Here is a 24,132-nt window from a genome sequence, read left to right on the forward strand (position 1 = left end):
TCGTATATGTCGGGAAGAAACATGGGTATCGTCAACATAGAGGACGAACTGCACGAGCAACTGCGCAAGGCGAGCAAGGCCTCCTATCGCTCGATCAACGCCCAGGCGGCCTTCTGGATCAGGATCGGCATGCTCTGCGAGCTGAGTCCGGAAATGACCTTCCAGCAGATCGTCATCCGCGAACTCAAGGCAGCGGGTGTCGAACCGGCCGCCGCCGGGGTGGCGCTCGAATGATCAAGACGCCCGACGAAATCGCGCTGATGGCGGAATCGGGCCGTCTGCTCGCGTCCGTCTTCACCTTGCTCGACGGGCTGGCGCTCGCCGGCATGACGACGATGGCGGTCAATGATCTGGTGGAAACCTATATCACCGACCAGCTTCACGCCCGCCCCGCCAGCAAGGGGCAATATGGCTATGGCTATGTCCTCAACTGCTCGCGCAATCAGGTCGTCTGCCATGGCGTGCCCTCCGATCAGGAACGGCTGGAGGCAGGCGACATCGTCAACTTCGATGTCACGCTGGAAAAGGGCGGCTATATCGCCGACTCCAGCAAGACCTATATGATCGGCGATGTGTCGCCCGCCGCGCGCCGGCTGGTGCAGACAAGTTATGAGGCGTTGTGGAAGGGGATCTGCGCGGTCCGTCCCGGTGCGCGTCTGGGCGATATCGGCCATGCGATCGAGCGTCATGCCAAGCGCGCCGGCTATTCGGTGGTACGCGACTATTGCGGCCATGGCATTGGTCGCGAGATGCACGAAGAACCGCAGGTGCTGCATTTCGGCAAGCCCGGCACAGGCCTTGTCCTGCGTGAGGGCATGGTGTTCACGATCGAACCGATGCTGAATCAGGGGCGCCGCATGGTCCGCACGCAAGAGGATGGCTGGACCGTCGTTACCACCGACGGCAAGCTGTCGGCCCAGTTCGAGCATAGCGTCGCGGTGACCGCCAATGGCGTGCGCGTCCTGACGCTGCGGCCCGACGAGATGCCGCGCGCGTGATCAGGCGGTCAGCACCATCATCGGCAGTTGCGCCCGCACATTGAAACCCAGCGTCTCATAGAGCGCGATCGTCTTGTCATGGCTGGCATAGGCATGGAGGAAAGGCGTTTCCCCCCGGTCCAGCATTGCCTGCATCACGATTCGCATCAGTGCGCCGGCATAGCCCCGGCCACGCGCATCGGGGTGGGTGCACACGCCGCTGACTTCCGCAAAGCCCGGCATGCGCATCCGCTCGCCTGCCATCGCAACCAATCGGCCGTCCGCGTCATGCACGCCGATGAAGCGGCCTAAGCGATGGGTAAGGGGGTGGAAGGGGCCGGGCTTTGTCAGCAATGCCAGGGTCCGCATTTCGGCGGCGTCAGCCTCGTCCAATATCCGCCAGCATGGGGATGGAGCAGACGCAGGACGGGGCAGGATCGCCGTGGCGGTCATCTGGGCCAGCAGGGCGGTCCTGACGACCGTTCGCCCGGGTGGTGGCGTAACCGCATCGGGACCGACCAGCCACAATTCCCCATCCGTCGGCACCAGTGCGGCCAGTGCTGCCTGCGCCTGCGCGCCGGCATCGGTCGCCGCCGCAAACGGGCCGTAGCGCGGGTCGATCCGCTTTGCGAGGGCGTCGCCCTGCATCAGGGGGGACCAACTGCTGACAAGGGCATTCCAGACGGGGTGATCAAGCGGGTGCATGCGGGGCTCCAGGGACGGGAGACGACCCATTACCCCGCAGGTGCCCCGGCGCAAGTTGATCTGCTTTGGTGGGGGAATGATTTACCAAATAGCAAGGCTGATCGACCAATATGCTACGACGTGTCACGCTTCATTCGCCATTTGAGCGCAGTCCTGCGCGCGCGCTTCGCGCCCCGCACCCAGCAGAGCGCTGAGGTGCAGGACAGCCTCGTCAAGGCGCTATATGCCTCCCCCGCATCGCTACTTTCCGGTGCGATTTCAGGCGGTTCTTTGAGTATCGTTATCGCCTGGCAGGCCGCTGCCATGCCGATGAACATCATCGCCGGCCTGGTCCTGCTGGTGGGAATCAGTCGATCGATCTCGGCAGTCTATTTTCAGCGGCAACTTGCCCACAAGGACGGCCCTGCCAGGCCGATCTGGGGCATCGCCTATGAGATGGGCGCGTGGATTTATGCTGCGCTGCTCGGGCTTCAGGCGCTGGCGACGCTGGTCATCACGAAGGATGCGACCCTGCATGTGCTGGCAGTGGGCATGGTCGCCTCCTATGCGGGCGGCATTTCCGGGCGCAATGCCGGGCGTGTACATGTCGCGGTAGGGCAGACCTGTTTCACCATGCTCCCGACCTCGATCGGCCTGATCATTGCGGGCGGGCTGGGCTATGTGATCCTGGGTATCCTCTGCTTCCTGATGATCTTCGCCATGGCGGAAATCACCAAGACCACGCACCGGATCGTGCTGGAAGCCTTGCAGGGCAAGCATGAGAAGACGAACCTGGCGATCAAGTTTGAACGGCTGGCCCGCTTCGACAGCCTGACCGGGGTCGAAAATCGCATGGCGATGCACATGCGCCTGCGAGACCTGTTCGAGCACCGCATGTCCGATCGGGACGAGATGGCGGTGCTGTGGATGGATCTCGACCGATTCAAGGAAATCAACGACACATTGGGGCATATTGTCGGCGATCAGCTATTGTGCCAGGTGGCGGAACGGCTGACCCGTGCGCTGGATAGCCGCGGGCATGTCGCGCGCTTTGGCGGCGACGAATTCGTACTGATCTGCCCCGGGGCAGGGCGCTTCCAGGCGGAAACGATTGCCGCCGACATCGCGCGCGTGCTGGGGGGAGACTTTGAGGTTGGTGGCCATCACCTCACCGTTACCGCGTCGATGGGGATTGCCATCGCGCCGGAGGATGGCTGTGACGGTGATGAACTGCTGCAGCATGCCGACCTTGCCCTATACAAGGCCAAGCATGCCGGCCGGAACCGTCACGCCCGTTTCGACTGGAGCATGAAGGAGCGGCAGAACCGCACCTATGATCTGGAAACGGGGCTGCGCGGGGCGCTGGCCAATGGCGAACTGCAGCTTCATTATCAGCCGATATTCGACACCGAGACCGGTCGGATCACGATCTGCGAGGCGCTGATGCGCTGGCAGCATCCGGAATTGGGCTGGATATCCCCGGCCGAGTTCATTCCTATCGCCGAAAGCTCTGCCCTGATCGAGCCGATGACCAACTGGGCGCTCGAGCGGGCCTGCCGCGATGCCATGCTATGGCATGAGGATATTCGCGTTGCAGTGAATATCTCGCCTGCCCTTATCAAGACCGATGGCCTGCCCCGATCGGTCATTTCCGCATTGCTGGGATCCGGGCTGAAAGCCCGACGGCTGGAACTGGAAGTCACCGAATCGATCTTCCTGGAGGATGATCGTCGCACCCATCTTATCCTGGGCGAATTGCGGCGCATCGGGCTGCGGCTGGCGCTCGATGATTTCGGGACCGGCTATTCCTCACTTGGATCGCTGCGGACCCATGAATTCGATACGATCAAGGTCGACCAAAGCTTCATGCGGGGCGTGGACGAAAATCCGCGCGACAGGGCCATCGCCCAGTCCGTTGCGCATCTCGCCCGGGCGCTCGACGTGGAAACCGTCGCCGAAGGGATCGAGACCGAGGAACAACTGCGCTACGCCCGCGAGATCGGCTTCACCAACGTCCAGGGCTTCGTGCTGAGCCGACCGATCCCGCTGGAGGAGTTGCTGGTGCTGATCCGACAGAGCAGGGCCGATGTCGTGGATATGGCGGCGGTGATCCGTCAGCGCCGCCTGGCCTGAATACCGCTATTTGGTCAGGCGCGTCTGCGCCGAGGCAAGACGACGCATCATGCGCAAATCCTTGAGGTCCGTCTTGAGTGCGGACGCAGCCCAATTTTCCACGATATCCTTGAGCTCTTCATAGTGGAGCGGATCGACGCGCCGGCCCGCGTCAAAGACGCCGACATGGCCGGCATGGTGCGGGCGGTTGGTGGCGATGAAGTCGCGCACGGCCTGTTCGCCTTCGCCATCCTCGACCAGCGTGTGGACGATGCCCATGTCGTACATTTCTTCGGCACTGAAGACCTTGCCCGACAGGATCATGCGTTCGGCCGCCAGTCGCCCCAGCTTGCGGGCGAGGATCGAATAGGCACCCATGCCGGGGAAGAGGCCAAACAGCATTTCAGGCAAGCCGAAGCGTGCGCTACGTTCGGCAATCACGACGTCGAAGCAGAGCAGCGCCTCGAACCCGCCGCCGAGCGCATCGCCCTGGGCCAGGGCGATCGAGACCACCGGCAGATCGCCATTGCGCCAGGTGCGATGCACCACGTCAATGCAGGCATGGCCATATTCGACCAGGCCAGGCAGGTCACCGCGCTCGATGCAGCCGGCGAACAATTCCAGGTCGCCACCCAGATTGAACACGCCGGGGAAACGCGAGCCTGCGACCATATATTTGACGGGCAACTGGCCCGTATCAAACAGCCGCTTGGATTCGGCATACCAGTGGCGGACGTCGCGCAGCATGGCCATGCTGAAATTGGGGCGATTCGCCGGGGTCATGAAGGCCCACAGCGTTTCGGCGGCGGCATCCCAGCTGACATCGATCTGGCCAAGATCGAACAGGTTCGATCGAGTTGGCGAGGTCGACACGCTTTCCCTAGCGGCGTCCGGTAGCTGGAAGTCATCGACCTCAACCGACTGCGCTGCTGTCGCGTCTCGTTCTTCGGCCGCATTAAACCGTCCTGAATCAATCATGTGCGCCCCCATTTTTCTATTGGACATGAACCTTCGACGTTCGTTGCCATGATGCAGTGCGGGACAATTCGTTGACAGCGTGTTAACCATTTTTATCCGAAACTGTTGCGTAGAAGGCGCGCCGAAGCCGCCGAAAACGGATCGGATGTTGCGATCGTGCAACAGAAATATCTATGTGACGTTCGCAAGACGGTTGCTCAGGCCTTTGTTAACCATTGCTAATTATGGCGCTCGCATGGAGATGCGCCACCCCGACCGGAAAATCGTCACCCTGACGCTACAGGATTCTCATGGCGCGCCATGGTCGTTGCGCCTGTCGGCCGACTGTCTGTGCTTTGTGGGCCGTTATCGTCGCATCGAGGGGTTTCATATCGATGCGGTGCTGTTCCTTGACGGCTTGCGCCGGGCTGGCTGATGGTTCGGGCGCGCGCCACTCTTGTGCGCTTCGCCATTCACTTCTAGAGCGCGCGGGGTGACCCAGCCCCGCTTTTCCTTCTCCATCGCCGCGACTGACGGCAAGGCCCGCACCGGTGCCATCCAGATGCGTCGCGGTGAAATCCGTACGCCCGCCTTCATGCCCGTGGGCACTGCGGCCACTGTCAAGGCAATGCGCCCGGCCGAGGTGCGCGCCACCGGCGCGGACATCATCCTGGGCAACACCTATCATCTGATGCTGCGTCCCGGTGCCGAGCGCATGGCACGCCTGGGCGGTCTGCACGGCTTCATGGGCTGGGACCGGCCGATCCTGACCGACAGCGGCGGCTATCAGGTGATGAGCCTCAGCGCCCTCACAAAGATGAGCGAGGAGGGGGTCGCCTTCTCCAGCCATCTCGACGGCTCCAAGCATATGCTCAGCCCTGAGCGCTCGATGGAGATCCAGCGGCTGCTCGACAGCGACATCGTCATGGCCTTTGACGAATGCACCAAGAATGGCTGCACTCATGAAGAAGCGGCCAAATCGATGGAGCGATCGATGCGCTGGGCCAAGCGCTCGCGCGACGGCTTCGATGCCGGTGGCGAGCATGCGGAGCGCGCGGCGCTGTTCGGTATCCAGCAGGGCTCGCTTAACGAAGGGCTGCGCAGGATTTCGGCGGAAAAGCTGATCGAGATCGGCTTTGACGGTTATGCCGTGGGCGGCCTGGCGGTGGGCGAGGGGCAGGAGGCGATGTTCGCCACGCTCGACTTCGCGCCCGACATGCTGCCACAGGACAAGCCGCGCTACCTGATGGGCGTGGGCAAGCCCGACGACATCGTCGGCGCGGTCGAGCGCGGCATCGACATGTTCGACTGCGTGTTGCCGACCCGGTCAGGCCGCAATGGCCAGGCCTTCACCTGGGCCGGGCCGCTCAACATCCGCAACGCCAAGTTCAACGAGGATCTGGGGCCGCTAGACCCGCGCTGCGGCTGCCCCGTCTGCGCGACCTGGAGCCGTGCCTATCTCCATCACCTGGTGAAGTCGGGCGAAATGCTGGGCGCGATGTTGATGACCCAGCATAACATCCACTTCTATCAGGAACTGATGCAGGGGCTGCGTGATCATATCGCGGCCGGCACGCTGTCGCGCTTCACCGCCGATTTCCGCCGCGACTATCAACGGGTCTGACTGTCAGGGGACGACATTGATCGCGATGGCATAGCTGCCGGTTTCGCCATCATGCTCCAGGGGGGCGCGCAACTGGCGCGACAGGCCGGTCATGACCCGGCCATAGCGATTGCCCAGGAGAATGCTCATGTCGGGCGAAGCGGCCAGGGCGGCGGAGGACATGGCTAATATCGCGCGGTCGGTCCGTCCCGGTTCCAGATGCACGGTGATCCGCATGGTCGCGCGCGGATCGGACAGCATGGCCAGTTCGACCAGTTCGGTGACCAGGAAAGCGACCGGCACGGCCACATCCTGGCTGATGTGCAGATCGTCGCTGTCGATCTGGATGCCAAAGCGGCGGGCCTCGTGCGGGGCTGTTCCGCGCAGGCTGGCGGACAATTCGCTGATCAGCGGACGTACGCCGACGCCGCGATTTTCCTCCAGTTCGGCAAAATGGTTGCGATGCACGACCGACAGGGCATCGACCCGGCGCTGGATCGAGGCATAAGCCTCCACCGCCTCTGGATCATGGGCGGCGCGGGCGTGCAGGCTGATCAGGCTGGCGATGATCTGCAGGTTGTTCTTGACCCGGTGATGCACCTCGCGGGTCAGCTTGCGCTGGGTATCGAGTGCGTCCGCCATTTCCGCTTCATGGGTGGCGACATCCTCGCTGATCTCGCGGAAGGTGTCGCCCAGCGCTGCTATCTCGTGCGCCGGGGTACGGATACGCTGCAATGGTTCCAGCACTTCGCCCGGCCGGTAGGCGGCGACCGATCGCCGCAACAGGACCAGCGGGCGGATCAGCAGGCGATTGACGACAAACCAGCCGATCGCGGCCGCTGCAAACCACATGACCAGCGGCAGGAACAGGGACAGCAGTCGCGCCACCGTGGCGGGTGGTTCGCGCACGGTCATGGTCAGCAATATGTCGGGCGGGTCCAGCCGGGCCGAAAGACTGGTGCTCTGTCCGTGGATCATGCCGCCGGGCCGGCTGACGATCATCACCCGATTGCCCTGCCGCAGGCTGAGCTGCCGGTTCTGCAGTGCCGTCGCGGGATCGGCTATGCTTTCCAGATGGGTACGCGAATAATAAGCGAGTGCCGCGACCTTTCCATCGTCGCTGCGGGTGCGGGACAGCAGTGCATCGGATCCCGGCAATAGCTCGGCCCGCGGTCGGGCAAAACGGTCAGCGGGCAAAACGCCTGCCGGTTCGGGCGCCTCTGATCCGCACAGTCGCCGCCCCGTCCGGTCGTAGATATAAAAGCGGACACCGTTGCGGTCCTGGGACGTCAGGAAGAAGGACAGGCGATGACAGATCGCGCCGTCCGCCTTGCCGCCGGCCAGAGCGTTGACCGTCAGCGCCAGCGCCGTGCGATCGGCGGTAAGGTCGGCGGTCAGTTTACGTGCGCTTTGGGTGACTGCGACCCGCAGCAACGCTTCCTTTTCCAGATCGGCGGTGCGGATCGCCTGCAGCGAAGCAATGAGCGCGATCAGCCCAAGGGGCAGCAGCGCAAGTGTCAGGATGAGGAACATCTTGACGCCGGTGGACCGGAAATAGACGCCGAGCATGTTCATTGAGGAGCGGGCAGTCCTTGCGCGGGCGGCGCCAGCATGGCTGGCCCCGGTCAAGCGGGTATCAGCCAAGCTTGCTGAGCAGGTCCAGCATTTCGGAAGGAATATCTTCGTCTACGGTGCGCTGATAGACGGACTTGAGGACCTGGGAAACCTGGCCTTCATCCTTTTTCGGCGCGGCACGATGCTTCCGGGCCGATGGTTCGGCCTTCATGTCGCGGTCCTGAATGGTCGAGCCGACGTCAATATCCCCTCCCATTCTGTCACCTTGCGTCGTTGAAGAAACCAAAATCAGCCCCTCTGCAGAAATATCCGTCACGCCAGCCTGCTAACCTTTCGCTACATTGGCACATGACGTCAATCGACCGTCATCGCCAAAATGTACGAAAAACTCGTTATCGTCGAAAAAACCGAACGACAGTGAAACAAATCCGCTGGTCGATGGTTCCAGCGTTCGAAGCATTTTTTGCACCGCTGGTCATCTGGCGGGGAAGGGGAGAGGGGGCTTGCCATGGCGGCGGCGCCATCCCATCCTCCTCACTACAGCGCCGATGTTTCGGAACAATACGCCCAAATGGGCAGGGAGAAGACCTACCGATGTCGCTTGGACAGCAACTGCACCCCCATCTTCCCTTCTTGCGTCGTTATGCCCGCGCACTGACCGGCAGCCAGGCTCATGGCGATGCCTATGTCCGTGCGACGCTGGAAGCGATTGTCGCGGCGCCGGAAGAGTTTCCGTCTGGCATCGACCCGCGTCTGGGTCTCTACAAGACGTTCCATGCCATCTGGTCGTCGTCCCATCTTGACGATGAGCCCGCTTTTTCCGGCTCGCTGGGCAATGAGGCGATCGCCCATGCGCGTCTTGCGCGGTTGACGCCGCTGCCGCGCCAGGCGCTGCTGCTCACCGCACTTGAAGGATTCACGGCGGAGGATGTCGGCTATTTGATCAGCCTTGATACCGCTGATGTCGAGGCATTGGTCGAAGAGGCGCTGGCGGAGATCGAGGCGCAGACCCGTGCCAAGGTGCTCATCATCGAGGATGAGCCGATCATTGCCATGGATATCGAGACGATCGTGCGCGACCTGGGGCATGATGTAACGGCGATCGCGGTCACCCGTGAAGATGCGGTGCGCGAGGCACTGGCTGACCGACCGGGCCTGGTGCTGGCCGATATTCAGTTGGCTGACGATTCGAGCGGGATCGATGCGGTCAAGGACATCTTGGCGGAATTCTCCGTGCCGGTGATTTTCATCACGGCTTTCCCCGAACGCCTGCTGACTGGCGAACGGCCCGAACCGACATTCCTCATCACCAAGCCTTTCCAGCGCGCGACGGTGAAGGCGGCGATTTCCCAGGCCTTGTTCTTCGATGAGGCGACAGCGCCAGCCTGAATGCCGATTGGAACAGCCCGAAGCGGAACCCCGACGCGCGCGTTGCGTTAGTGATGCGTAATGAATCGGGAGAAGGATGATGGCTGAACAAGAACGGCACATCTCGACGCAGGATGCGCGGAGTGGCGCCACGCCGCACGTGGTCCGCTACGTCCTTGCTATCTCGCTCGCGCTGGCCGTGATCGCGATGCTGCTGGTGTTGTGGCGGTGAACCTGCGGAAATTCCCGATAATCCTACGGGTATCTCAGGAATTGGCCTTTGGCGATAATCGATCTAGGGTGCGGATGCGTATATGGCTTTGACGACTTCGGTTCATGCAGCGAGGGCGACGGTCGAAACGGGGGTTGTTGCCGTGAATGATGGGCCGGATCAGGGGCAGCGCGAAGCTCTGTCGGACACTGATTTCAAGCGCGAACTGGCAGCGGTGATTCCCCATCTGCGCGCCTTTGGACGATCGCTGTCGGGCAATCGCGACACGGCAGACGATCTGGTGCAGGAAACCTTGCTCAAGGCATGGGCCGCCCGTGCGCGTTTCCAGGCGGGTACCAACATGCGGGCCTGGACCTTCATCATCCTGCGCAACCATTATCTCTCGCAGATGCGCCGGTCGCGTTTCCGGGGTGATTGGGATGATCTGGCCGCCGACCGATTGCTGGCCGCGCCGGCCGGACAGGACAAGCATGTCGAACTGTCGGACATGCAGCGGGCCTTGTTGCAACTGCCCCAGCCCCAGCGTGAAGCGCTGATCCTAGTCGGCGCCGGTGGTTTCGCCTATGAGGAAGCGGCCGAGATCTGTGGTGTGGCCGTTGGCACGATCAAGAGCCGCGTGGCACGCGGCCGTGCGGCGTTGGAGCAGATCCTGGAGGATGGAAGCTTGCCATCCCGCCGCACCCAGGAAACCCGCGAAACGGCAGTGCTTGACGAGATCATGGATGATGTTGACCGTCTGAGCCGGGGCCGTCCCCTCGACGGGAGTGATGACGACGGCGTCTGACCGCAGTGGGTCGGGCAAGTGTAGCCAGGCACGGAACGTTCGATCGGTTCCGGCCGTTGATGCCGTCAATAAAGGAGATGAACCATGGGCGACGACCCTTATCGGGGCGATGCGCCACGCACCGACAGGGGCGTTGACCGGCCTGCGGGCAATGGTGGGCTGATATTCGCGCTGGTCGCGATCGCGCTCATCCTGGCAATCGGCTTCTTCTACCTAACCAATGAGCGGCGTGAGGATCGGCGTGCCGACGCGGTGACGCATGCGGCGGATTCGGTTGATAATGCTGCCAGGATTGTCGGTGACGCGGCAAAGAATGCGGCCGACGACCTGCGCAACAATAATTAGGCTGGTACCGCCCCACGCGGCCCGGATTGGACGATAGCGATCCGTTCAGCATTTCTTCGTCATTTTCAGGCAGGGTTCCCGCCTGTCGGATTTTCTTACATTTTACTGTAAGGCAGACCCGACTCCACCAGGTTGACGGGTCCATCGTCGGATACTGCGACTGTGCGGGAAAATGCGCGACGATGATCAGGCTGTTCAAACATTATGTCCCCCATGCCGTGCTGCTGCTTGGCCTGCTGGATTTCGTGCTGCTGCTGGGTGCGGCCGAGGGGGGCTGGATTTTGCGCGCGCATCAGATCGGGATGGGGATCGATCCTATCGCGACACGCTTCGGACCGCTGCTCAGCTTTGCCCTTGCGATCCAGACCGGCATGATCGCGGTGGGTGTCTACGGCACCGAGGCGCTGCAATCGATCCGTTTTGCCGTCGCCCGATTGCTTGTCGCGATCTCGCTTGGCGTCATCTTTCTATCCGTCATGTATTTTCTGTTGCCCGGCATAACCCTGTGGCGGTCCAATTCGCTCTACGCGATGGGGCTGGCGCTTGTCCTGCTGCTTGCGGTGCGCATGGTGCTTGGTTCGATGCTGGGCGGCGAAGCGTTCAAGCGCCGTCTTGTCGTACTGGGCGCGGGTAATCGCGCCAACCGTATCCGTGATCTGGAGCAGAAGCGCGGCGCGGGTTTCCTGGTTGTGGGGTATATCGCCATGAACGACGGGAACCAGGTTGTGGCCGAGGCGATCAACCGTAGCGCGATCTACAATCTGTCGGACTTCGTTGTGCGGCTCAATGCGAGCGAGGTCGTGCTGGCGCTTGAGGAACGGCGCAACGCCATTCCCATGTCCGATCTATTGCGGATCAAGACCACCGGCGTTCATGTGAACGACCTGTCGACGTTTTTGGAACGCGAAACGGGTCGTGTCGACGTCGACAGCGTTAACCCCAGCTGGCTGATCTTTTCCGACGGCTTTTCTGCTGGCCGGCGCCTGTCCAGCATCGCCAAGCGTGTGTTCGATATCATCGCCAGTTCGTTGCTGTTGCTGCTGACAGGGCCGATCATCCTCCTGGCGGCATTGCTGGTGAAACTGGATAGCCGCGGCCCGGCCTTCTATCGGCAGCAGCGCGTGGGCCTGTATGGCCAGGAATTCTGGATCGTGAAGCTGCGCACCATGCGCCAGGATGCCGAGGTCAAGGGGCAGGCCGTCTGGGCGGAAAAGGATGATCCGCGCATCACACGCCTGGGCTATTGGCTGCGTAAGTTGCGCATCGACGAATTGCCGCAGACATGGACCGTGCTGAAAGGGGAGATGAGCTTCGTCGGCCCACGCCCGGAACGGCGCCAGTTCGTCGAGGATCTGGAGCAGCATCTGCGCTATTATGCCGAACGGCATATGGTCAAGCCGGGCATCACCGGCTGGGCGCAGATCAATTATCCCTATGGGGCCTCTATCGAGGATGCCCGGCACAAGCTGGAATATGACCTCTATTATGCCAAGAATTACACGCCCTTCCTGGATCTGCTGATCCTGATCCAGACGGTGCGGGTCATCCTGTGGCCTGACGGCGCCCGGTGAGCGGCCAGCCATGAGTGTGCTGCTGCAATTCATCGGCGACTGGGGGCATGCACTGGCGGCCGTGCTGTTCGCGGCGCTGGGCATATTCATCCTGCGGCGACGGGCGGAAGCGGCCGAACCGCGCCTGCTTGCCTGCGCGCTGCTGCTGACCTCCTGTTGGGCACTCTATGTGTCCTTCGGCGGCGTCGCCAAGCCGTTGTCGGGTATTGGCGAGAGCATTCGCAATGCAGCCTGGCTGCTGTTGATGTTCGCGATGTTCCGGCGCGGTCCCGCCGCGCGTGGCGGATCGACGGTCGCAGTCGGCTCGGTTTATGCGGCCGTGGCCGGCATTGTCCTGATCCAGACCACGACCGACCTTGCCTGGCGCCAGTTGTCGCCCGACAATGAACTGCACGACATGCTGATTGCAGTGTCGCTGGTGCTGCGGATGATGACGGCGATCGGCTGCCTGTTGCTGGTCCATCATCTCTATACGGCCTGGCCATCGCGCGATCGAACGCGCGTCGCGCTGCTGCTGGGCGCGCTGGCGGCGATGTGGACCTACGACCTCAACCTCTATGTCATCCGCTATTTTGCTATGAGCCGGGTCAATGAACTCTACGCCCTGCGCGGCTTGCTGATGGCATTGCTGGCACCGGTGATTGCCGTCGGCCTGCGCAAGGAAATGGCCGGGCGCCTGCAATTGTCGCGCACCATCACCTTCCAGTCGCTCTCGGTGGTGGCGGTCGCGCTCTATGTCGTGGTGCTGACGGCGGCGGCCGTGCTGATCGAACTGATCGCTGGCCCCTATGCCCGGCTTGTGGAGATCGGCGCGGTCTTCTTTACCGCTGTCACTGCACTGGTGCTGCTACCTTCGCCCCGGCTGCGGGCGCTGTGGAAAGTGCAGGTGGCCAAGCATTTCTTCCAGCATCGTTATGATTATCGCACCGAATGGATGCGCTTTGGCGAGACGATCGGCCGCCCGGGCGAAAATGCACCGCCGCTGGGCGAGCGGGTGGCCAAGGCGGTGGCGGACATCACCGATTCCTCCGCTGCCCTGCTGCTGCTGCGTGACGAGAGTGGCAGCCTGTGCTTTGAGACCCACTGGAACTGGTCGCACGGCCTGCCGGATGGGGCAGTCCTGTCGCCGCAGCAGGCGGCGGCGCTGGAACAGAGCGGCTGGATCATCGATATCGGCCGGCGCAAAAATATGGATATCGGGTTCGATCTGCCGCCCTGGCTGATGGAAGGCGCGCGGGTCTGGGCATTGGTGCCGTTGATTCATTATGGTCGGCTGATCGGGGCTATCATGCTCGCGCCGCCGCCGATCGATCGGCGGCTGGATTGGGAAGATTTCGACATGCTGCGCGCTGCTGGCCGGCAGGCGGCGACCCATATCAGCGAAGCCCAGGGGCAGCAGGCGCTGGACGACGCCCAGCGTTTCGAGGAATTCAACCGCCGCTTCGCCTTCATCATCCATGATGTGAAGAATCTGGTCAGCCAATTGTCGCTGCTCGCCCGCAATGCGGAGCGCCACGCCGACAATCCCGACTTCCGTGCCGACATGGTGCTGACGCTCAAGGAATCGGTCGGCAAGATGAACGACATGCTCGCCCGTTTGTCCCAGCATAATAAGGGCCGTCCCGAAGAGCCGCGTCCGGTGGCGCTTGGCCGGGTCGCCGAACAGGTCGCGCGCAGCCGTGCCCGCCAGCGCGCCGTCCATGTCAGCGGTGAGGTGCCGCTGGCACTGGCGGACCCGGCCCGTGTCGAACAGATATTGGTGCATCTGCTGCAAAATGCGATCGATGCCAGCGAGGCGGATCGGCCGGTCGAAATCCGCCTTGGCATCGAAGCCAGCCAGGCCAGCGTTGCGATCATCGACCAGGGTTGCGGCATGACGGCCGAATTTGTCCGGCGCGAACTGTTCAAGCCTTTCTCGTCCAGCAAGGCAGGAGGCTTTGGCATTGGCGCGTTCGAGGCGCGAACCCTGGCCGAGGCCATGGGCGGGCGGATCGACGTGGAAAGCAAACCAGGCGTGGGGAGCCGTTTCACCCTGCGCCTGCCGCTGGCGCCCCAGCCGGCGCGCGATGACGTACAAGGAAAGGCCGCCTGATGAGCGACACCCGCCCCAAATTGCTGATCGTGGAGGATGACCCGGGCCTGCAGCGCCAATTGCGCTGGGCCTATGAGGATTATCAGTTGTTCATTGCCGGGGATCGCGAGGAAGCGATCGAGATTTTGCGGGGTGAGGCGCCCGACGTGGTGACGCTGGACCTGGGCCTGCCACCCGATCCCGACGGGACGAGCGAGGGCTTTGCCACGCTGGAGGAAATATTGCGGATCAAGCCCGACACCAAGGTGATCGTGGCGTCGGGCCATGGCGCCCGCGAAAGCGCGCTGGGCGCGATTTCCGGTGGCGCCTATGATTTTTATCAGAAGCCGGTCGATATCGACGAACTGGGCCTGATCGTGCGCCGCGCTTTCCATGTCCACGCGCTGGAGCGGGAAAATGCGCGCCTTGCCGAAACCGCGCCTGAAGGGGGCAAGGTGCTGGGCCGGATGATCACCGGGGCGCCGGAAATGATGCGTGTCGCCCGTACGATCGAGCGGGTGGCGAGCGCGCAGGTGTCGGTTCTGCTGTTGGGCGCCAGTGGTACCGGCAAGGAGCTGCTGGCGCAGGGGCTGCATGATGCCAGCCCCCGGCGCGGCGGCGCCTTCGTCGCGATCAATTGCGCGGCCATTCCCGAGACGTTGCTGGAATCCGAGCTGTTCGGGCATGAAAAAGGCGCCTTCACCGGCGCGATCAAGACGACGCCGGGCAAGATCGAGCAGGCGCAGGGCGGCACGCTGTTCCTTGACGAGGTCGGGGACATCCCGCTGCCGCTGCAGGTCAAGCTGCTGCGCTTCCTGCAGGAACGGGTGATCGAACGGATCGGTGGGCGCCAACCCATTCCGGTCGACACCCGCATCGTTTGCGCGACCCATCAGAATCTGGACGAGATGATCGCGGCCGCCACGTTTCGCGAGGATCTTTATTATCGACTGGCGGAAATCGTTGTGCGCATACCTGCGCTGCGCGATCGGCCGGGTGATCCGGCGCTGCTCGCCCGCCATTTCCTGACCCGCTTCGCCCAGGACATGAACCCGCAGGTCAAGGGATTTGCGCCCGATGCGTTGGCCGCGCTCGACGGTTGGGGGTGGCCGGGCAATGTCCGCGAGTTGGAAAATCGCGTGAAGCGCGCGGTCATCATGGCCGACGGCAAGCATGTGACGGCCGCCGACCTCGACCTTGACGGCGATCGGACCGAAGGCAGTGATGTGGTGAATCTCAAGGCTGCGCGGGAAATGGCCGATCGTCGGGCGATCCGCCGCGCGATTGCACGGACCGACGGCAATATTTCGGGGGCGGCTAAGATATTGGGCATCAGCCGGCCGACGCTCTACGACTTGCTCAAACAATATCAGATGCAGGGCTGATCCATGCGCCGCACGCGCTTGTTCCTGCTGGTGGGCGCGGCCCTGCTGTTGCTTGCGCTTGCCGGCGCCTGGCAATGGCGGGTGCGGGAAGGCAATGGCAGCGCCGCGCTGGCGCGGGGCCTTGCCGCACTGGACAAGGGCGACGCCCGGACCGCGCGGATCGAACTGATGAATGCGATCAAGGCTGATCCCCGGTCCGCTGCGGCGCGGATCGGCCATGCCCGGGCGCTGGTGAAGTTGGGCGATGGTGCCGGCGCGCAGGCGGACATAGCGCGCGGTCGCAAGCTGGGCGCGGCAGCGGGGGCGACGCGCGCACTGATGGCCGATGCCCTGCTGCTGCAGGGGGATAGTGATGGCGCATTGCGGGAAGCGCAGGCGACCGATGTGACCGCCAAGACGGCGCCGGCCGCCGCGCGGGTGGTGGCGCGGGCCTGGCTTGCCCGGGGGATCTGATCGCGACGCAAGCGGCGTTCGATCACGCCCTGGCCCTGGCACCGCGTGATGCCGCCACGCTGGTGGATATGGGGCGTTTCCGGCTGGCGGTCGGGGATCAGGGGGGCGCGATCATGGCGGCCGATGGTGCGTTGACGCTGGCCCCCGCCGATCCTGAAGCGCTGACCCTGCGCGGCGTCCTGATCCGCGACCAATATGGGCTGGTGGCAGCCTTGCCCTGGTTTGAAAAGGCGTTGCAGGCCAATCGGGATTCAATCCCTGCGCTGACCGAATATGCCGCGACCCTGGCCGATACCGGCCGGGCCAGCGCGATGCTGAGCGTCACGCGCCGCATTTTGGCGCTGGAGCCGGGCAATGCGCGCGCCTGGTTCATGCAGGCGGTGATGGCCGCGCGCGCGGGCAAGGCCGACCTCGCCCGCGCGCTGCTGGTGCGGACCAATGGGCGGCTGGACCGTGAACCCGCGACACTGCTGCTGCGGGGAGTATTGCATCTGTCCGATGGCAATGCCGTGCTGGCGGCCGAGGTGCTGGGGCCACTGGTTGCGGCGCAGCCGGACAATCGCGTTGCCCGCACTTTGCTGGGGCGAGCCCGCTATCTGAGCGCCGATTATAGCGGGACGGTTGCGGTGCTGGCACCGCTGGTTGCTCGGGAAGATGCCGATTCCTATGCGCTGACCCTGGCTGGTCGCGCGCAGGAAGCGCTGGGCGATCCTCTCGCTGCGCAGGATCTGCTTGCGCGTGCGGCTGCGCCTGGGCGCGCTGCCGCCGATTTTTTCGCGGCGCCGCAGGATGATGCGCGCGCCTATGGGCCAGCACCGGCCAGCGCCGCGACCGCATTCGATAATATTCCCTATATCCGGGCCTTGTTGCGGACCGGCCGGATGCACGAGGCGGTGGAGCGGGCGCAATTGCTCAGCCGCGCCAATCCCGGAGCGCCGGCGGCCCAGATCGTTCTGGGCGACGCGCTGGGCGTGGCCGGGCGGCCTGCCGACGCGGTGCGGGCCTATGAGGTCGCCGCCAACATCCGCTTCGATCGGGCGGTGGCGCTGCGCCTGGCCGGTGCCTGGAGCCGGGCTGGCGATCCAGCCCGGGCGGTGCAGGTGATACGCCTGTTCCTGTCGCAGAATCCGATGGATGTGGAGGCGCAACGCCTGTCGGCCGCAGCGTCGATGCAGGCGCGTGACTGGCGTGGCGCGCTGCGCATGTTGCAGGCGATCCAGGCGCAGACGGGGGGCAATGACGCGCTGCTGATGGCCGATCTTGCCCGTACCAGCCTGGAAAGCGGCGATCTGGCGCGGGCGCAGGCCTATGCCGCCCAGGCCTATCGGCTGATGCCGGCCAGTCCGGTTACCGCCGACATCTATGGCTGGACCCTGTTGCGCAGCGGCGCCAAGGGGCAGGGGCCTGTCGATCTGCTGGAAAAGGCGGCGATGCTGGCCCCCGGTCAGCCATCGGTGCAATGGCACCTGGGCCAGGCCTATGCCGCGGCTGGACGCAAGGCGGCGGCGAAGCGCGCGCTCGCCTTTGCAGCGGCGTCCAACTTCCCCGACCGGCAACAGGCGGCCAAGGCCCTCGCAGCGCTGTAGAAAATGCGCGGTTGGTGACAGCGAAATTGACAGGGGCAAGGGCTTTTGGCGCTTGACTCATTTTGATATTTAGCTAAATATCATATCATGAGCCAGGTCTTCAAAGCCTTGTCCGATCCGACCCGCAGGCGCGTATTGCAGCTTCTGCGCCAGGGGCCGATGAGCGCGGGGGAGTTGAGCGATCGGTTCGACGTCTCCCGGCCGACCATGTCGGCGCATTTTGCGGTGCTGAAAGAGGCCGATCTGGTCCATGCCGAAAAGGTCGGCAAATCGGTTATCTATCATCTCAAGCTCTCGGTGCTCGAAGATGCGCTGCTGGGCTTTGTTCATTCGTTCGGCCCGGGCGTGGAAATGCCTGCGCCCAGCAGGAAGGCAGCAGGATGAATAAGGAACTGGTCGGTAGCCTCGCCTGGGGCGGGGGTATCCTAATCGTCGCGTTGGCCGCGACCGTCGCGCGCAAGCAGGGTTATGTCGATCCGGAAGTGGTGACGCGCCTGGTCATTGGCCTCAACGGACTGATGATGGCCTGGTATGGCAATCGGTTGCCCAAGGCGTTCGTTCCCAGCGCGCAGGCCCGAAAGGCGCGCCGTGTCAGCGGCTGGTCGCTGGTGTTGAGCGGGCTCGTCTATGCCGGACTATGGGCCTTCGCGCCGATGCAGGTCGCCATCATCGGCGGTTGCGGCGCGGTATTGCTGGGGTTCGTGGTGACGCTGGGCTATTGCCTGTCGCTGCGGGACGGCAGGCGGGTCGTCTAGGCCGGAGCAAAGCTCAGACCTTGTGGCTGTCCAGTTCGTCGAGCCGGATGCCCAGGCGCCGGATCTGTGCCGCGACCGGCGGCCAGACGCTTTCGAGGAAACGGTTGCGTTCAGCCTCGCGCAGCTTGCGGGTCGCACCATCGGCGACGAACATGCCGACCCCCCGCTTCACGATGACCAGGCCATCATCCTGGAAGCTCTGATAAGCCTTGGCCACCGTCAGCGGGTTGGCGCCTTGCTGGGCGGCAAAAGCGCGAACCGAGGGAAGCAGGTCGCCATCATGATAGTCGCCATCCAGGATGGATGCAGCGATGATCTCGCGAAGGCGGAGATAGACGGGTTTGGATTCGTCGCTCATAAGTGCATCAGTGCCATAATACAGCTACGCGGGTCAATCCGGTGGGTTGCGTGGATCCCATATTATTGAGCAACTATCTGTCCCAGGTCGATACGATATCGTCATAATCTGGCCGGGGGCGCTCATCGAGCGGTCGCGACGGCGTTCCGATGAAGACGAAGCCGGCCAGCCGCTCGTCCGCGCTGCCAAATGCGTCGCGCACATCCGCGTTGAAGCTGGGCCAGCCGGTGAGCCAGCCACCGGCGAAGCCCAGCGCATGGGTGGCGTGCAGCAGGTTCATGATTGCCGCGCCGGCCGACAATTCCTGTTCCCACACGGGAATCTTGCTACCGACCACCGGTTTGGACAGCGCCACCACCAATGTCGGCGCCTGCTGTGCGAACTGGTGCATCGCCTCGATCTCCAGCCGACCGGCGTCGGGCTTTTCGGCGCGATAGGCGTTCTCCAGCAGTGCGGCGAGTTTTCCCCGCTTGTCCTGCGGTACGATCACGAAGCGCCAGGGGGCCAGCTTGCCATGATCGGGCGTGCGCAGCGCGACTTCGAGGATCTGACGCAGTTGCGCGTCGTCCGGGCCGGGCGCGACCAGGTCGCGGGGCTTGCCGGAACGGCGGGTCTGGAGCAGGGCGAGCGGGCTGGACAGGTCGTTGAACATCGGTTGCCAAATGGGACGCTTTGCCGCCGGGTGCAAGGGCCAAGGGCGCGCTTCCTATCGCTTCAGCGCCGCTTTGACTCGGGCCACCTTTCCCCTCTAGGGTTCGCGCCATAACGCCGCCGCGTTCGCCGGCGGGCACAAAAAGACAATTTCAAGGGGGTCCGATGGCGACCGCAATCACCGATCCGGCGGAGGCAGGCAAGACCTGGCTCGGCCATCCGCGCGGCCTGTTCCTGCTCTTCTTCGTGGAGATGTGGGAGCGCTTTTCCTTCTATGGCATGCGCGCGCTGCTGATCTTCTACCTGACGCAGCATTTCCTCTTTTCCGATCGCGACGCCAGCTACGCCTATGGCGCCTATATGTCGCTGATCTACATCTCGCCGCTGATGGGCGGCTATCTGGCCGACCGCTATCTGGGCCAGCGCAAGGCGGTGCTGTTCGGCGGCATCATCATTGCCGTCGGCCATCTGATCCTGGGGCTGGAAAGCGACAATGCCGGGCCGATGGGGCTGGGTCTCTTCTGGCTGGGCCTCGCCACCGTCATCACCGGCACGGGCTTCCTCAAGTCCAGCGCCTCGGCACTGGTGGGTCAGCTTTACCCGCGCGACGACATGCGCCGCGACCCGGCCTATACGATCTTCTACATGGGCATCAATGTCGGCGGCACGATCGGCCCGATCATCTGCGGCTATCTGGGCCAGGTCTGGGGCTGGCACTGGGGCTTTGGCGCGGCGTCGGTCGGCATGGTCGCGGGCGCGCTGGGCTTTGCCCTGTGCAAGCCGATGCTGCAGGGCAAGGGCGAACCGACCGACCCCGTGCGTCTGGCCCAGAAGGTCGGCGGCCTCATCAGCCGCGAATGGCTGGTCTATCTGCTCAGCCTGCTCGCCATTCCGGTCTGCTGGTATCTGATCCAGAATCACAGCGTCGTCGGCTGGGGGCTGGGTATCGCCGGGCCGCTGATGGTCGGCTATATCCTCTGGGAATCCTTCGGGCGCCTGCACGGCACCGAGCGGCACCGGATGCTCGCCGCCCTGTTCCTGCTGGTCATCAACCCGATCTTCTGGGGCCTTTACGAACAGACGGGCTCCTCGCTCAACCTGTTCGCTGATCGCTATACCGACCGTACCATGCTCGGCTTCGATGTGCCGGCTTCGGTCTTCCAGTCCTTGAACGCCGCCTATATCCTGATCTTCGGTCCGATCATGGCGGGTTTGTGGATCTGGCTGGCCAAGCGCGGCTGGGAACCATCGACCCCGGCCAAGTTCGGCATCGCCATCGTGCTGGTCGGCGCCGGCTTCCTGGTGCTCGACGCGGGCACGGGCGCGCCCGGCACGCTGACCCCGGTGCTGTTCATCTTCCTTCTCTATCTCTGTCATACGATCGGCGAGCTGTGCCTGTCGCCGGTCGGCCTGTCCGCCATGTCCAGCCTGGCGCCATCACGCATGGTCGGGCTGATGATGGGCATCTGGTTCCTCGCCATGGCGTTGGGCGAATATGCCGCCGGCGTCATTTCGGCGGCGACTGGCAATGCCGAGGGGGTCGCCTCGCGCGATGCCATGCTGCATGTGTTCGACAAGATCGGCTGGTGGTCGGTGGGCTTTGGCATCGCCGTCATGGCGGTCGCGCCGCTGGTCAAGCGGCTGATGCACACGCGGGAAATCGACACGACAACAGGGGATATCGCATCATGAAACGCACGCGCGTCGCGCTGCTGGCCCTCACGCTCCTGGCGGGTGTGAGCGGACCGGCGATCGCCAAGAAGGAAAAGGAACAGCCGGCACCGGCGTCGCAGGGCAGCTCCGCTGAACCGGACAATCCCTATCCTTCCACCTACAAGCCCTATCCGGGCGTCGCGACCGCGATCCGCGGCGCGACCATCTTTGACGGTGAAGGCGGGCGGATCGACAAGGGTGTCGTCTTCCTGTCCGGCGGCAAGATCACATCGATCGGCGGTCCCGACACGCCGATCCCGGCGGACATCGCCGTGTTCGACGGCACCGGCAAGTTCGTGACGCCCGGCGTCATCGATATTCACAGCCATCTGGGCGTCTATCCCTCGCCCAGCGTCGATGCGAACTCCGACGGCAATGAAATGACCTCGCCGGTCACGCCCCATGTCTGGGCCGAACATTCGGTCTGGCCGCAGGATCCCGGTTTCGGTCGCGCGCTCGCCAATGGCGGCGTCACCACGCTGCAGATCCTGCCCGGTTCGGGCAATCTGTTCGGCGGCCGCAGCGTGATCCTGAAGAATGTTCAGGCGCGCACCATGCAGGGCATGAAGTTCCCCGGCGCGCCCTATGGCCTGAAAATGGCCTGCGGCGAAAATCCCAAGCGCGTCTATGGCGCCAAGGGGCGTGAGCCCAGCACCCGCATGGGCAATATGGCGGTCGATCGCCAGACCTGGATCAAGGCGCGCGAATATCAGAAGAAGCGCGCGGCGGGCAAGGAACAGACCCGTGACCTCGGCATGGAGACGCTGGCCGACGCGCTGGAAGGCAAGATCCTGGTCCAGAATCATTGCTACCGCGCCGACGAGATGGCCAATGTGATCGATATGTCGAAGGAGTTTGGCTACAAGGTCACCGCCTTCCACCATGCGGTCGAAGCCTACAAGATCGCCGACCTGTTGCGCGAGAACGGCATTTGCGCCGCCATGTGGGGCGACTGGTATGGCTTCAAGATGGAAGCCTATGACGGCATCAAGGAGAATGTCCCGCTCGTCCACCAGGCCGGCGCCTGCGCCATCGTCCATTCCGATGACGAGAATGGCATCCAGCGCCTGAACCAGGAAGCGGCCAAGGCATTGGGCGCGGGCCGTCGCATGGGCATCAACATCCCTGACGAGATCGCCTGGACCTGGCTCGCCATCAATCCGGCCAAGGCGATGGGCATCGCCGACCAGACCGGCAGCCTGAAGGTCGGCAAGATGGCCGACGTGGTGCTGTGGAACGGCAATCCCTTCAGCACCTATACCCGGCCGGAAAAGGTCTGGGTCGACGGCGCACTCCTGTATGACGCCAATGATCCAAAGCGGCGCCCGGTCACGGACTTTGAGCTGGGCCAGATCGGCGCGGGAGACGTGAAATGACGATGAAGACCGCAATCCGCGCCGCCGCCGCGCTGCTCGCCGTCACGGCCTCGCCCATGGCGCTGGCCCAGACCATCGCCATCACCGGCGCCACCCTGGCGATCGGTGACGGGTCGGAACCGATCCAGAATGGCACCGTGGTCATTGCCGCCGGCAAGGTGGTGGCCGCCGGGGCCGGCGTCGCCGTGCCGGCCGGCGCCAAGACCATCGACGCCAGCGGCAAATGGGTGACGCCCGGCATCGTCTCGGGCTTCTCGCGCGTGGGCCTGGCCGAAGTGCCCGGCGTCAAGGAAACCAACGACATCAACGCCCGCACGCCCTTCTCGGCGGCGATCGACGTGGCGCCGGCGATCAACCCGCTGGCCAATCCGATCGCGATCAGCCGCACCGCCGGCGTGACCCGCGCGGTGGTCGTGCCCGCGACCGGCAACGGCATCTTTGCCGGGCAGGGCGCGGTGGTCGATCTGGGCGCCGACATGGACCCCATCACCAAGGCGCGCGCCTTCCAATATGTCGAGATGGGCGAAGAGGGCGCGGAGGATGCCGGCGGCAGCCGTCCGGCCGCTTATCTCAGCTTCAAGATGATGCTGCGCGAGGCGCAGGATTATGCCAAGGCCCCGGCCAGCTATGATGGCCGGTCGAAGGACGCGTTGCTCAACCGCGTCGATGCCGAGGCGCTGGTCCCGGTCGTCACCGGCGCCATGCCGCTGATGATCCATGTCGAAAGCGCGCGCGATATCCTGGGCGTGCTGGCGCTCAGGAAGGACTTCCCGGCGCTGAAGCTGATCCTCGCCGGCGCGACCGAAGGCTGGATGGTGGCGAATCAGATCGCCGCCGCCAAGGTGCCGGTGATTACCGGCGGGCTGGATGACCTGCCCTCCAGCTTCGAGAAGCTGGCGGCGACCCAGAGCAATGTCGGCCGCATGGTCAAGGCAGGGGTGCCCGTTGCCATGGGGATGCTGAGCGGCGACGATGCGCTGCAGTTGCGTGTCGCCACCCAGCAGGCGGGCAACATGGTCGCGCTGACCCGGGTGCCGGGCGCCACGGGCCTGAGTTGGGGCCAGGCGCTGCGCACCATCACCTCCGCCCCGGCCGAGGCGATGGGGCTGGGCGATCGGATCGGGTCGCTGAAAGCCGGCAAGGCGGGCGATGTCGTGATCTGGGACGGCGACCCGCTGGAAATGGAATCGGCGCCGGTCGCGGTGTGGATCGACGGCATCCAGCAGCCGATCGACAATCGCCAGACCAAGCTGCGCGATCGCTACGCCACCCCGGCCGAGGGCAGCCTGCCCAAGGCCTATGAATGGTAGGATGGGGAAGGGGGCCACGGCCCCCTTTTTCTGGCTCGATATCGGCTCGTCCCGCGCTGACGGGCTGGTCGCGGCGCGGCCTGCCATGTTGCCATATCGGTCCATTTATGTCTCGCGAAGGCAGGCCCCAAGCGCCAACGATGTCGCAATTGTGAGAAAATATTGCGTCGGTCCGGTGTCATGCTTGCGCGATTGACCGCCGCGACCATCGCTCACATCAGCCCGTGAAATTCTAATGCGACTAAGTCGCACTATTATTTCAATGG

At 63.8% G+C, this 24,132-nt stretch carries 25 protein-coding genes; 19 read left to right on the top strand and 6 right to left on the bottom strand.

The window, feature by feature from the left end; all coding sequences use genetic code 11:
- Positions 1 to 21: 21 nt before the first annotated feature.
- Both PMI04_RS07335 and map read left to right on the top strand, forming a co-directional pair.
- Complete coding sequence (locus PMI04_RS07335) at positions 22 to 234, top strand: ParD-like family protein (protein ID WP_007704443.1); 213 nt, start codon at positions 22 to 24, stop codon at positions 232 to 234.
- A complete protein-coding gene (map, locus tag PMI04_RS07340; RefSeq protein WP_007704445.1) occupies positions 231 to 998 on the top strand; it encodes a type I methionyl aminopeptidase in 768 nt (255 codons plus the stop codon). The genes PMI04_RS07335 and map overlap by 4 nt, the downstream gene beginning before the upstream one ends.
- Here map and PMI04_RS07345 read toward each other — a convergent pair whose 3' ends face one another.
- Complete coding sequence (locus PMI04_RS07345) at positions 999 to 1,682, bottom strand: GNAT family N-acetyltransferase (protein WP_007704447.1); 684 nt, start codon at positions 1,680 to 1,682, stop codon at positions 999 to 1,001.
- 120 nt (positions 1,683 to 1,802) lie between these two features.
- On the opposite strand from PMI04_RS07345, the gene PMI04_RS07350 reads away from it, so the two are divergent.
- Complete coding sequence (locus PMI04_RS07350) at positions 1,803 to 3,794, top strand: EAL domain-containing protein (protein WP_007704449.1); 1,992 nt, start codon at positions 1,803 to 1,805, stop codon at positions 3,792 to 3,794.
- Between the two features lie 6 nt (positions 3,795 to 3,800).
- On the opposite strand, the gene PMI04_RS07355 is transcribed toward PMI04_RS07350, so the two are convergent.
- Positions 3,801 to 4,751, bottom strand: a complete 951-nt coding sequence (locus PMI04_RS07355; protein ID WP_007704451.1) for a crotonase/enoyl-CoA hydratase family protein — start codon at positions 4,749 to 4,751, stop codon at positions 3,801 to 3,803.
- 235 nt (positions 4,752 to 4,986) lie between these two features.
- On the opposite strand from PMI04_RS07355, the gene PMI04_RS07360 reads away from it, so the two are divergent.
- Together PMI04_RS07360 and tgt are read left to right on the top strand one after the other, a co-directional pair.
- Entirely contained in the window at positions 4,987 to 5,166 is a 180-nt protein-coding gene (locus tag PMI04_RS07360; protein ID WP_007704453.1) for a hypothetical protein, read from the top strand.
- Between the two features lie 57 nt (positions 5,167 to 5,223).
- On the top strand, positions 5,224 to 6,354 hold the full coding sequence (tgt, locus tag PMI04_RS07365; protein WP_007704455.1) for a tRNA guanosine(34) transglycosylase Tgt: 1,131 nt from the start codon (positions 5,224 to 5,226) through the stop codon (positions 6,352 to 6,354).
- Positions 6,355 to 6,357: 3 nt separating this feature from the next.
- Here tgt and PMI04_RS07370 read toward each other — a convergent pair whose 3' ends face one another.
- Complete coding sequence (locus PMI04_RS07370; RefSeq protein WP_007704457.1) at positions 6,358 to 7,908, bottom strand: sensor histidine kinase; 1,551 nt, start codon at positions 7,906 to 7,908, stop codon at positions 6,358 to 6,360.
- Positions 7,909 to 7,969: 61 nt separating this feature from the next.
- Positions 7,970 to 8,224 carry a NepR family anti-sigma factor gene (locus tag PMI04_RS07375; protein WP_238535866.1) on the bottom strand — a complete coding sequence of 85 codons (255 nt, stop codon included), beginning with the start codon at positions 8,222 to 8,224 and terminating at the stop codon, positions 7,970 to 7,972.
- Between the two features lie 278 nt (positions 8,225 to 8,502).
- On the opposite strand from PMI04_RS07375, the gene PMI04_RS07380 reads away from it, so the two are divergent.
- The 11 genes from PMI04_RS07380 (at position 8,503) to PMI04_RS07430 (ending at position 18,458) form a co-directional block, all read left to right on the top strand.
- Entirely contained in the window at positions 8,503 to 9,297 is a 795-nt protein-coding gene (locus PMI04_RS07380) for a response regulator (protein WP_007704460.1), read from the top strand.
- A gap of 76 nt (positions 9,298 to 9,373) precedes the next feature.
- The gene (locus tag PMI04_RS07385; RefSeq protein WP_274517620.1) at positions 9,374 to 9,508 is read left to right on the top strand and encodes a hypothetical protein; all 135 of its coding nucleotides are present in this window, start codon (positions 9,374 to 9,376) and stop codon (positions 9,506 to 9,508) included.
- Positions 9,509 to 9,650: 142 nt separating this feature from the next.
- The gene (locus PMI04_RS07390) at positions 9,651 to 10,292 is read left to right on the top strand and encodes a sigma-70 family RNA polymerase sigma factor (RefSeq protein WP_037485148.1); all 642 of its coding nucleotides are present in this window, start codon (positions 9,651 to 9,653) and stop codon (positions 10,290 to 10,292) included.
- Between the two features lie 84 nt (positions 10,293 to 10,376).
- Complete coding sequence (locus PMI04_RS07395) at positions 10,377 to 10,637, top strand: hypothetical protein (RefSeq protein ID WP_007704467.1); 261 nt, start codon at positions 10,377 to 10,379, stop codon at positions 10,635 to 10,637.
- A 182-nt stretch (positions 10,638 to 10,819) separates the two neighbouring features.
- Entirely contained in the window at positions 10,820 to 12,208 is a 1,389-nt protein-coding gene (locus PMI04_RS07400) for a TIGR03013 family XrtA/PEP-CTERM system glycosyltransferase (protein ID WP_007704469.1), read from the top strand.
- Positions 12,209 to 12,218: 10 nt separating this feature from the next.
- The gene (gene prsK, locus PMI04_RS07405) at positions 12,219 to 14,300 is read left to right on the top strand and encodes an XrtA/PEP-CTERM system histidine kinase PrsK (RefSeq protein ID WP_007704471.1); all 2,082 of its coding nucleotides are present in this window, start codon (positions 12,219 to 12,221) and stop codon (positions 14,298 to 14,300) included.
- Positions 14,300 to 15,664, top strand: coding sequence for a PEP-CTERM-box response regulator transcription factor (gene prsR, locus PMI04_RS07410; RefSeq protein ID WP_007704473.1), 1,365 nt, complete (start codon positions 14,300 to 14,302; stop codon positions 15,662 to 15,664). Before prsK ends, prsR begins: the two co-directional genes overlap by 1 nt.
- Positions 15,665 to 15,667: 3 nt before the next feature.
- Complete coding sequence (locus PMI04_RS07415) at positions 15,668 to 16,117, top strand: hypothetical protein (protein ID WP_283184865.1); 450 nt, start codon at positions 15,668 to 15,670, stop codon at positions 16,115 to 16,117.
- A gap of 62 nt (positions 16,118 to 16,179) precedes the next feature.
- Complete coding sequence (locus PMI04_RS07420; protein ID WP_283184866.1) at positions 16,180 to 17,703, top strand: tetratricopeptide repeat protein; 1,524 nt, start codon at positions 16,180 to 16,182, stop codon at positions 17,701 to 17,703.
- 87 nt (positions 17,704 to 17,790) lie between these two features.
- Positions 17,791 to 18,087 (top strand): autorepressor SdpR family transcription factor, encoded by a 297-nt coding sequence (locus PMI04_RS07425; RefSeq protein WP_007704477.1) that lies wholly within the window; start codon positions 17,791 to 17,793, stop codon positions 18,085 to 18,087.
- On the top strand, positions 18,084 to 18,458 hold the full coding sequence (locus PMI04_RS07430; protein WP_007704493.1) for a hypothetical protein: 375 nt from the start codon (positions 18,084 to 18,086) through the stop codon (positions 18,456 to 18,458). The genes PMI04_RS07425 and PMI04_RS07430 overlap by 4 nt, the downstream gene beginning before the upstream one ends.
- 13 nt (positions 18,459 to 18,471) lie before the next feature.
- Here PMI04_RS07430 and PMI04_RS07435 read toward each other — a convergent pair whose 3' ends face one another.
- Positions 18,472 to 18,816, bottom strand: a complete 345-nt coding sequence (locus PMI04_RS07435) for a GntR family transcriptional regulator (protein WP_007704505.1) — start codon at positions 18,814 to 18,816, stop codon at positions 18,472 to 18,474.
- Between the two features lie 73 nt (positions 18,817 to 18,889).
- Positions 18,890 to 19,468 (bottom strand): nitroreductase, encoded by a 579-nt coding sequence (locus tag PMI04_RS07440; RefSeq protein WP_007704508.1) that lies wholly within the window; start codon positions 19,466 to 19,468, stop codon positions 18,890 to 18,892.
- Between the two features lie 164 nt (positions 19,469 to 19,632).
- Here PMI04_RS07440 and PMI04_RS07445 point away from each other — a divergent pair, with 164 nt between their 5' ends.
- Genes PMI04_RS07445 through PMI04_RS07455 form a run of 3 tightly spaced genes read left to right on the top strand, consistent with a single transcriptional unit; the run spans position 19,633 to position 23,866 of the window.
- Entirely contained in the window at positions 19,633 to 21,159 is a 1,527-nt protein-coding gene (locus PMI04_RS07445) for a peptide MFS transporter (protein ID WP_007704511.1), read from the top strand.
- Complete coding sequence (locus tag PMI04_RS07450) at positions 21,156 to 22,556, top strand: amidohydrolase (RefSeq protein ID WP_007704514.1); 1,401 nt, start codon at positions 21,156 to 21,158, stop codon at positions 22,554 to 22,556. Before PMI04_RS07445 ends, PMI04_RS07450 begins: the two co-directional genes overlap by 4 nt.
- Entirely contained in the window at positions 22,553 to 23,866 is a 1,314-nt protein-coding gene (locus PMI04_RS07455; RefSeq protein WP_007704516.1) for an amidohydrolase family protein, read from the top strand. Before PMI04_RS07450 ends, PMI04_RS07455 begins: the two co-directional genes overlap by 4 nt.
- The last annotated feature ends 266 nt before the right edge of the window (positions 23,867 to 24,132 follow it).

This window comes from Sphingobium sp. AP49 (genome assembly GCF_000281715.2).
GTDB lineage: Bacteria > Pseudomonadota > Alphaproteobacteria > Sphingomonadales > Sphingomonadaceae > Sphingobium.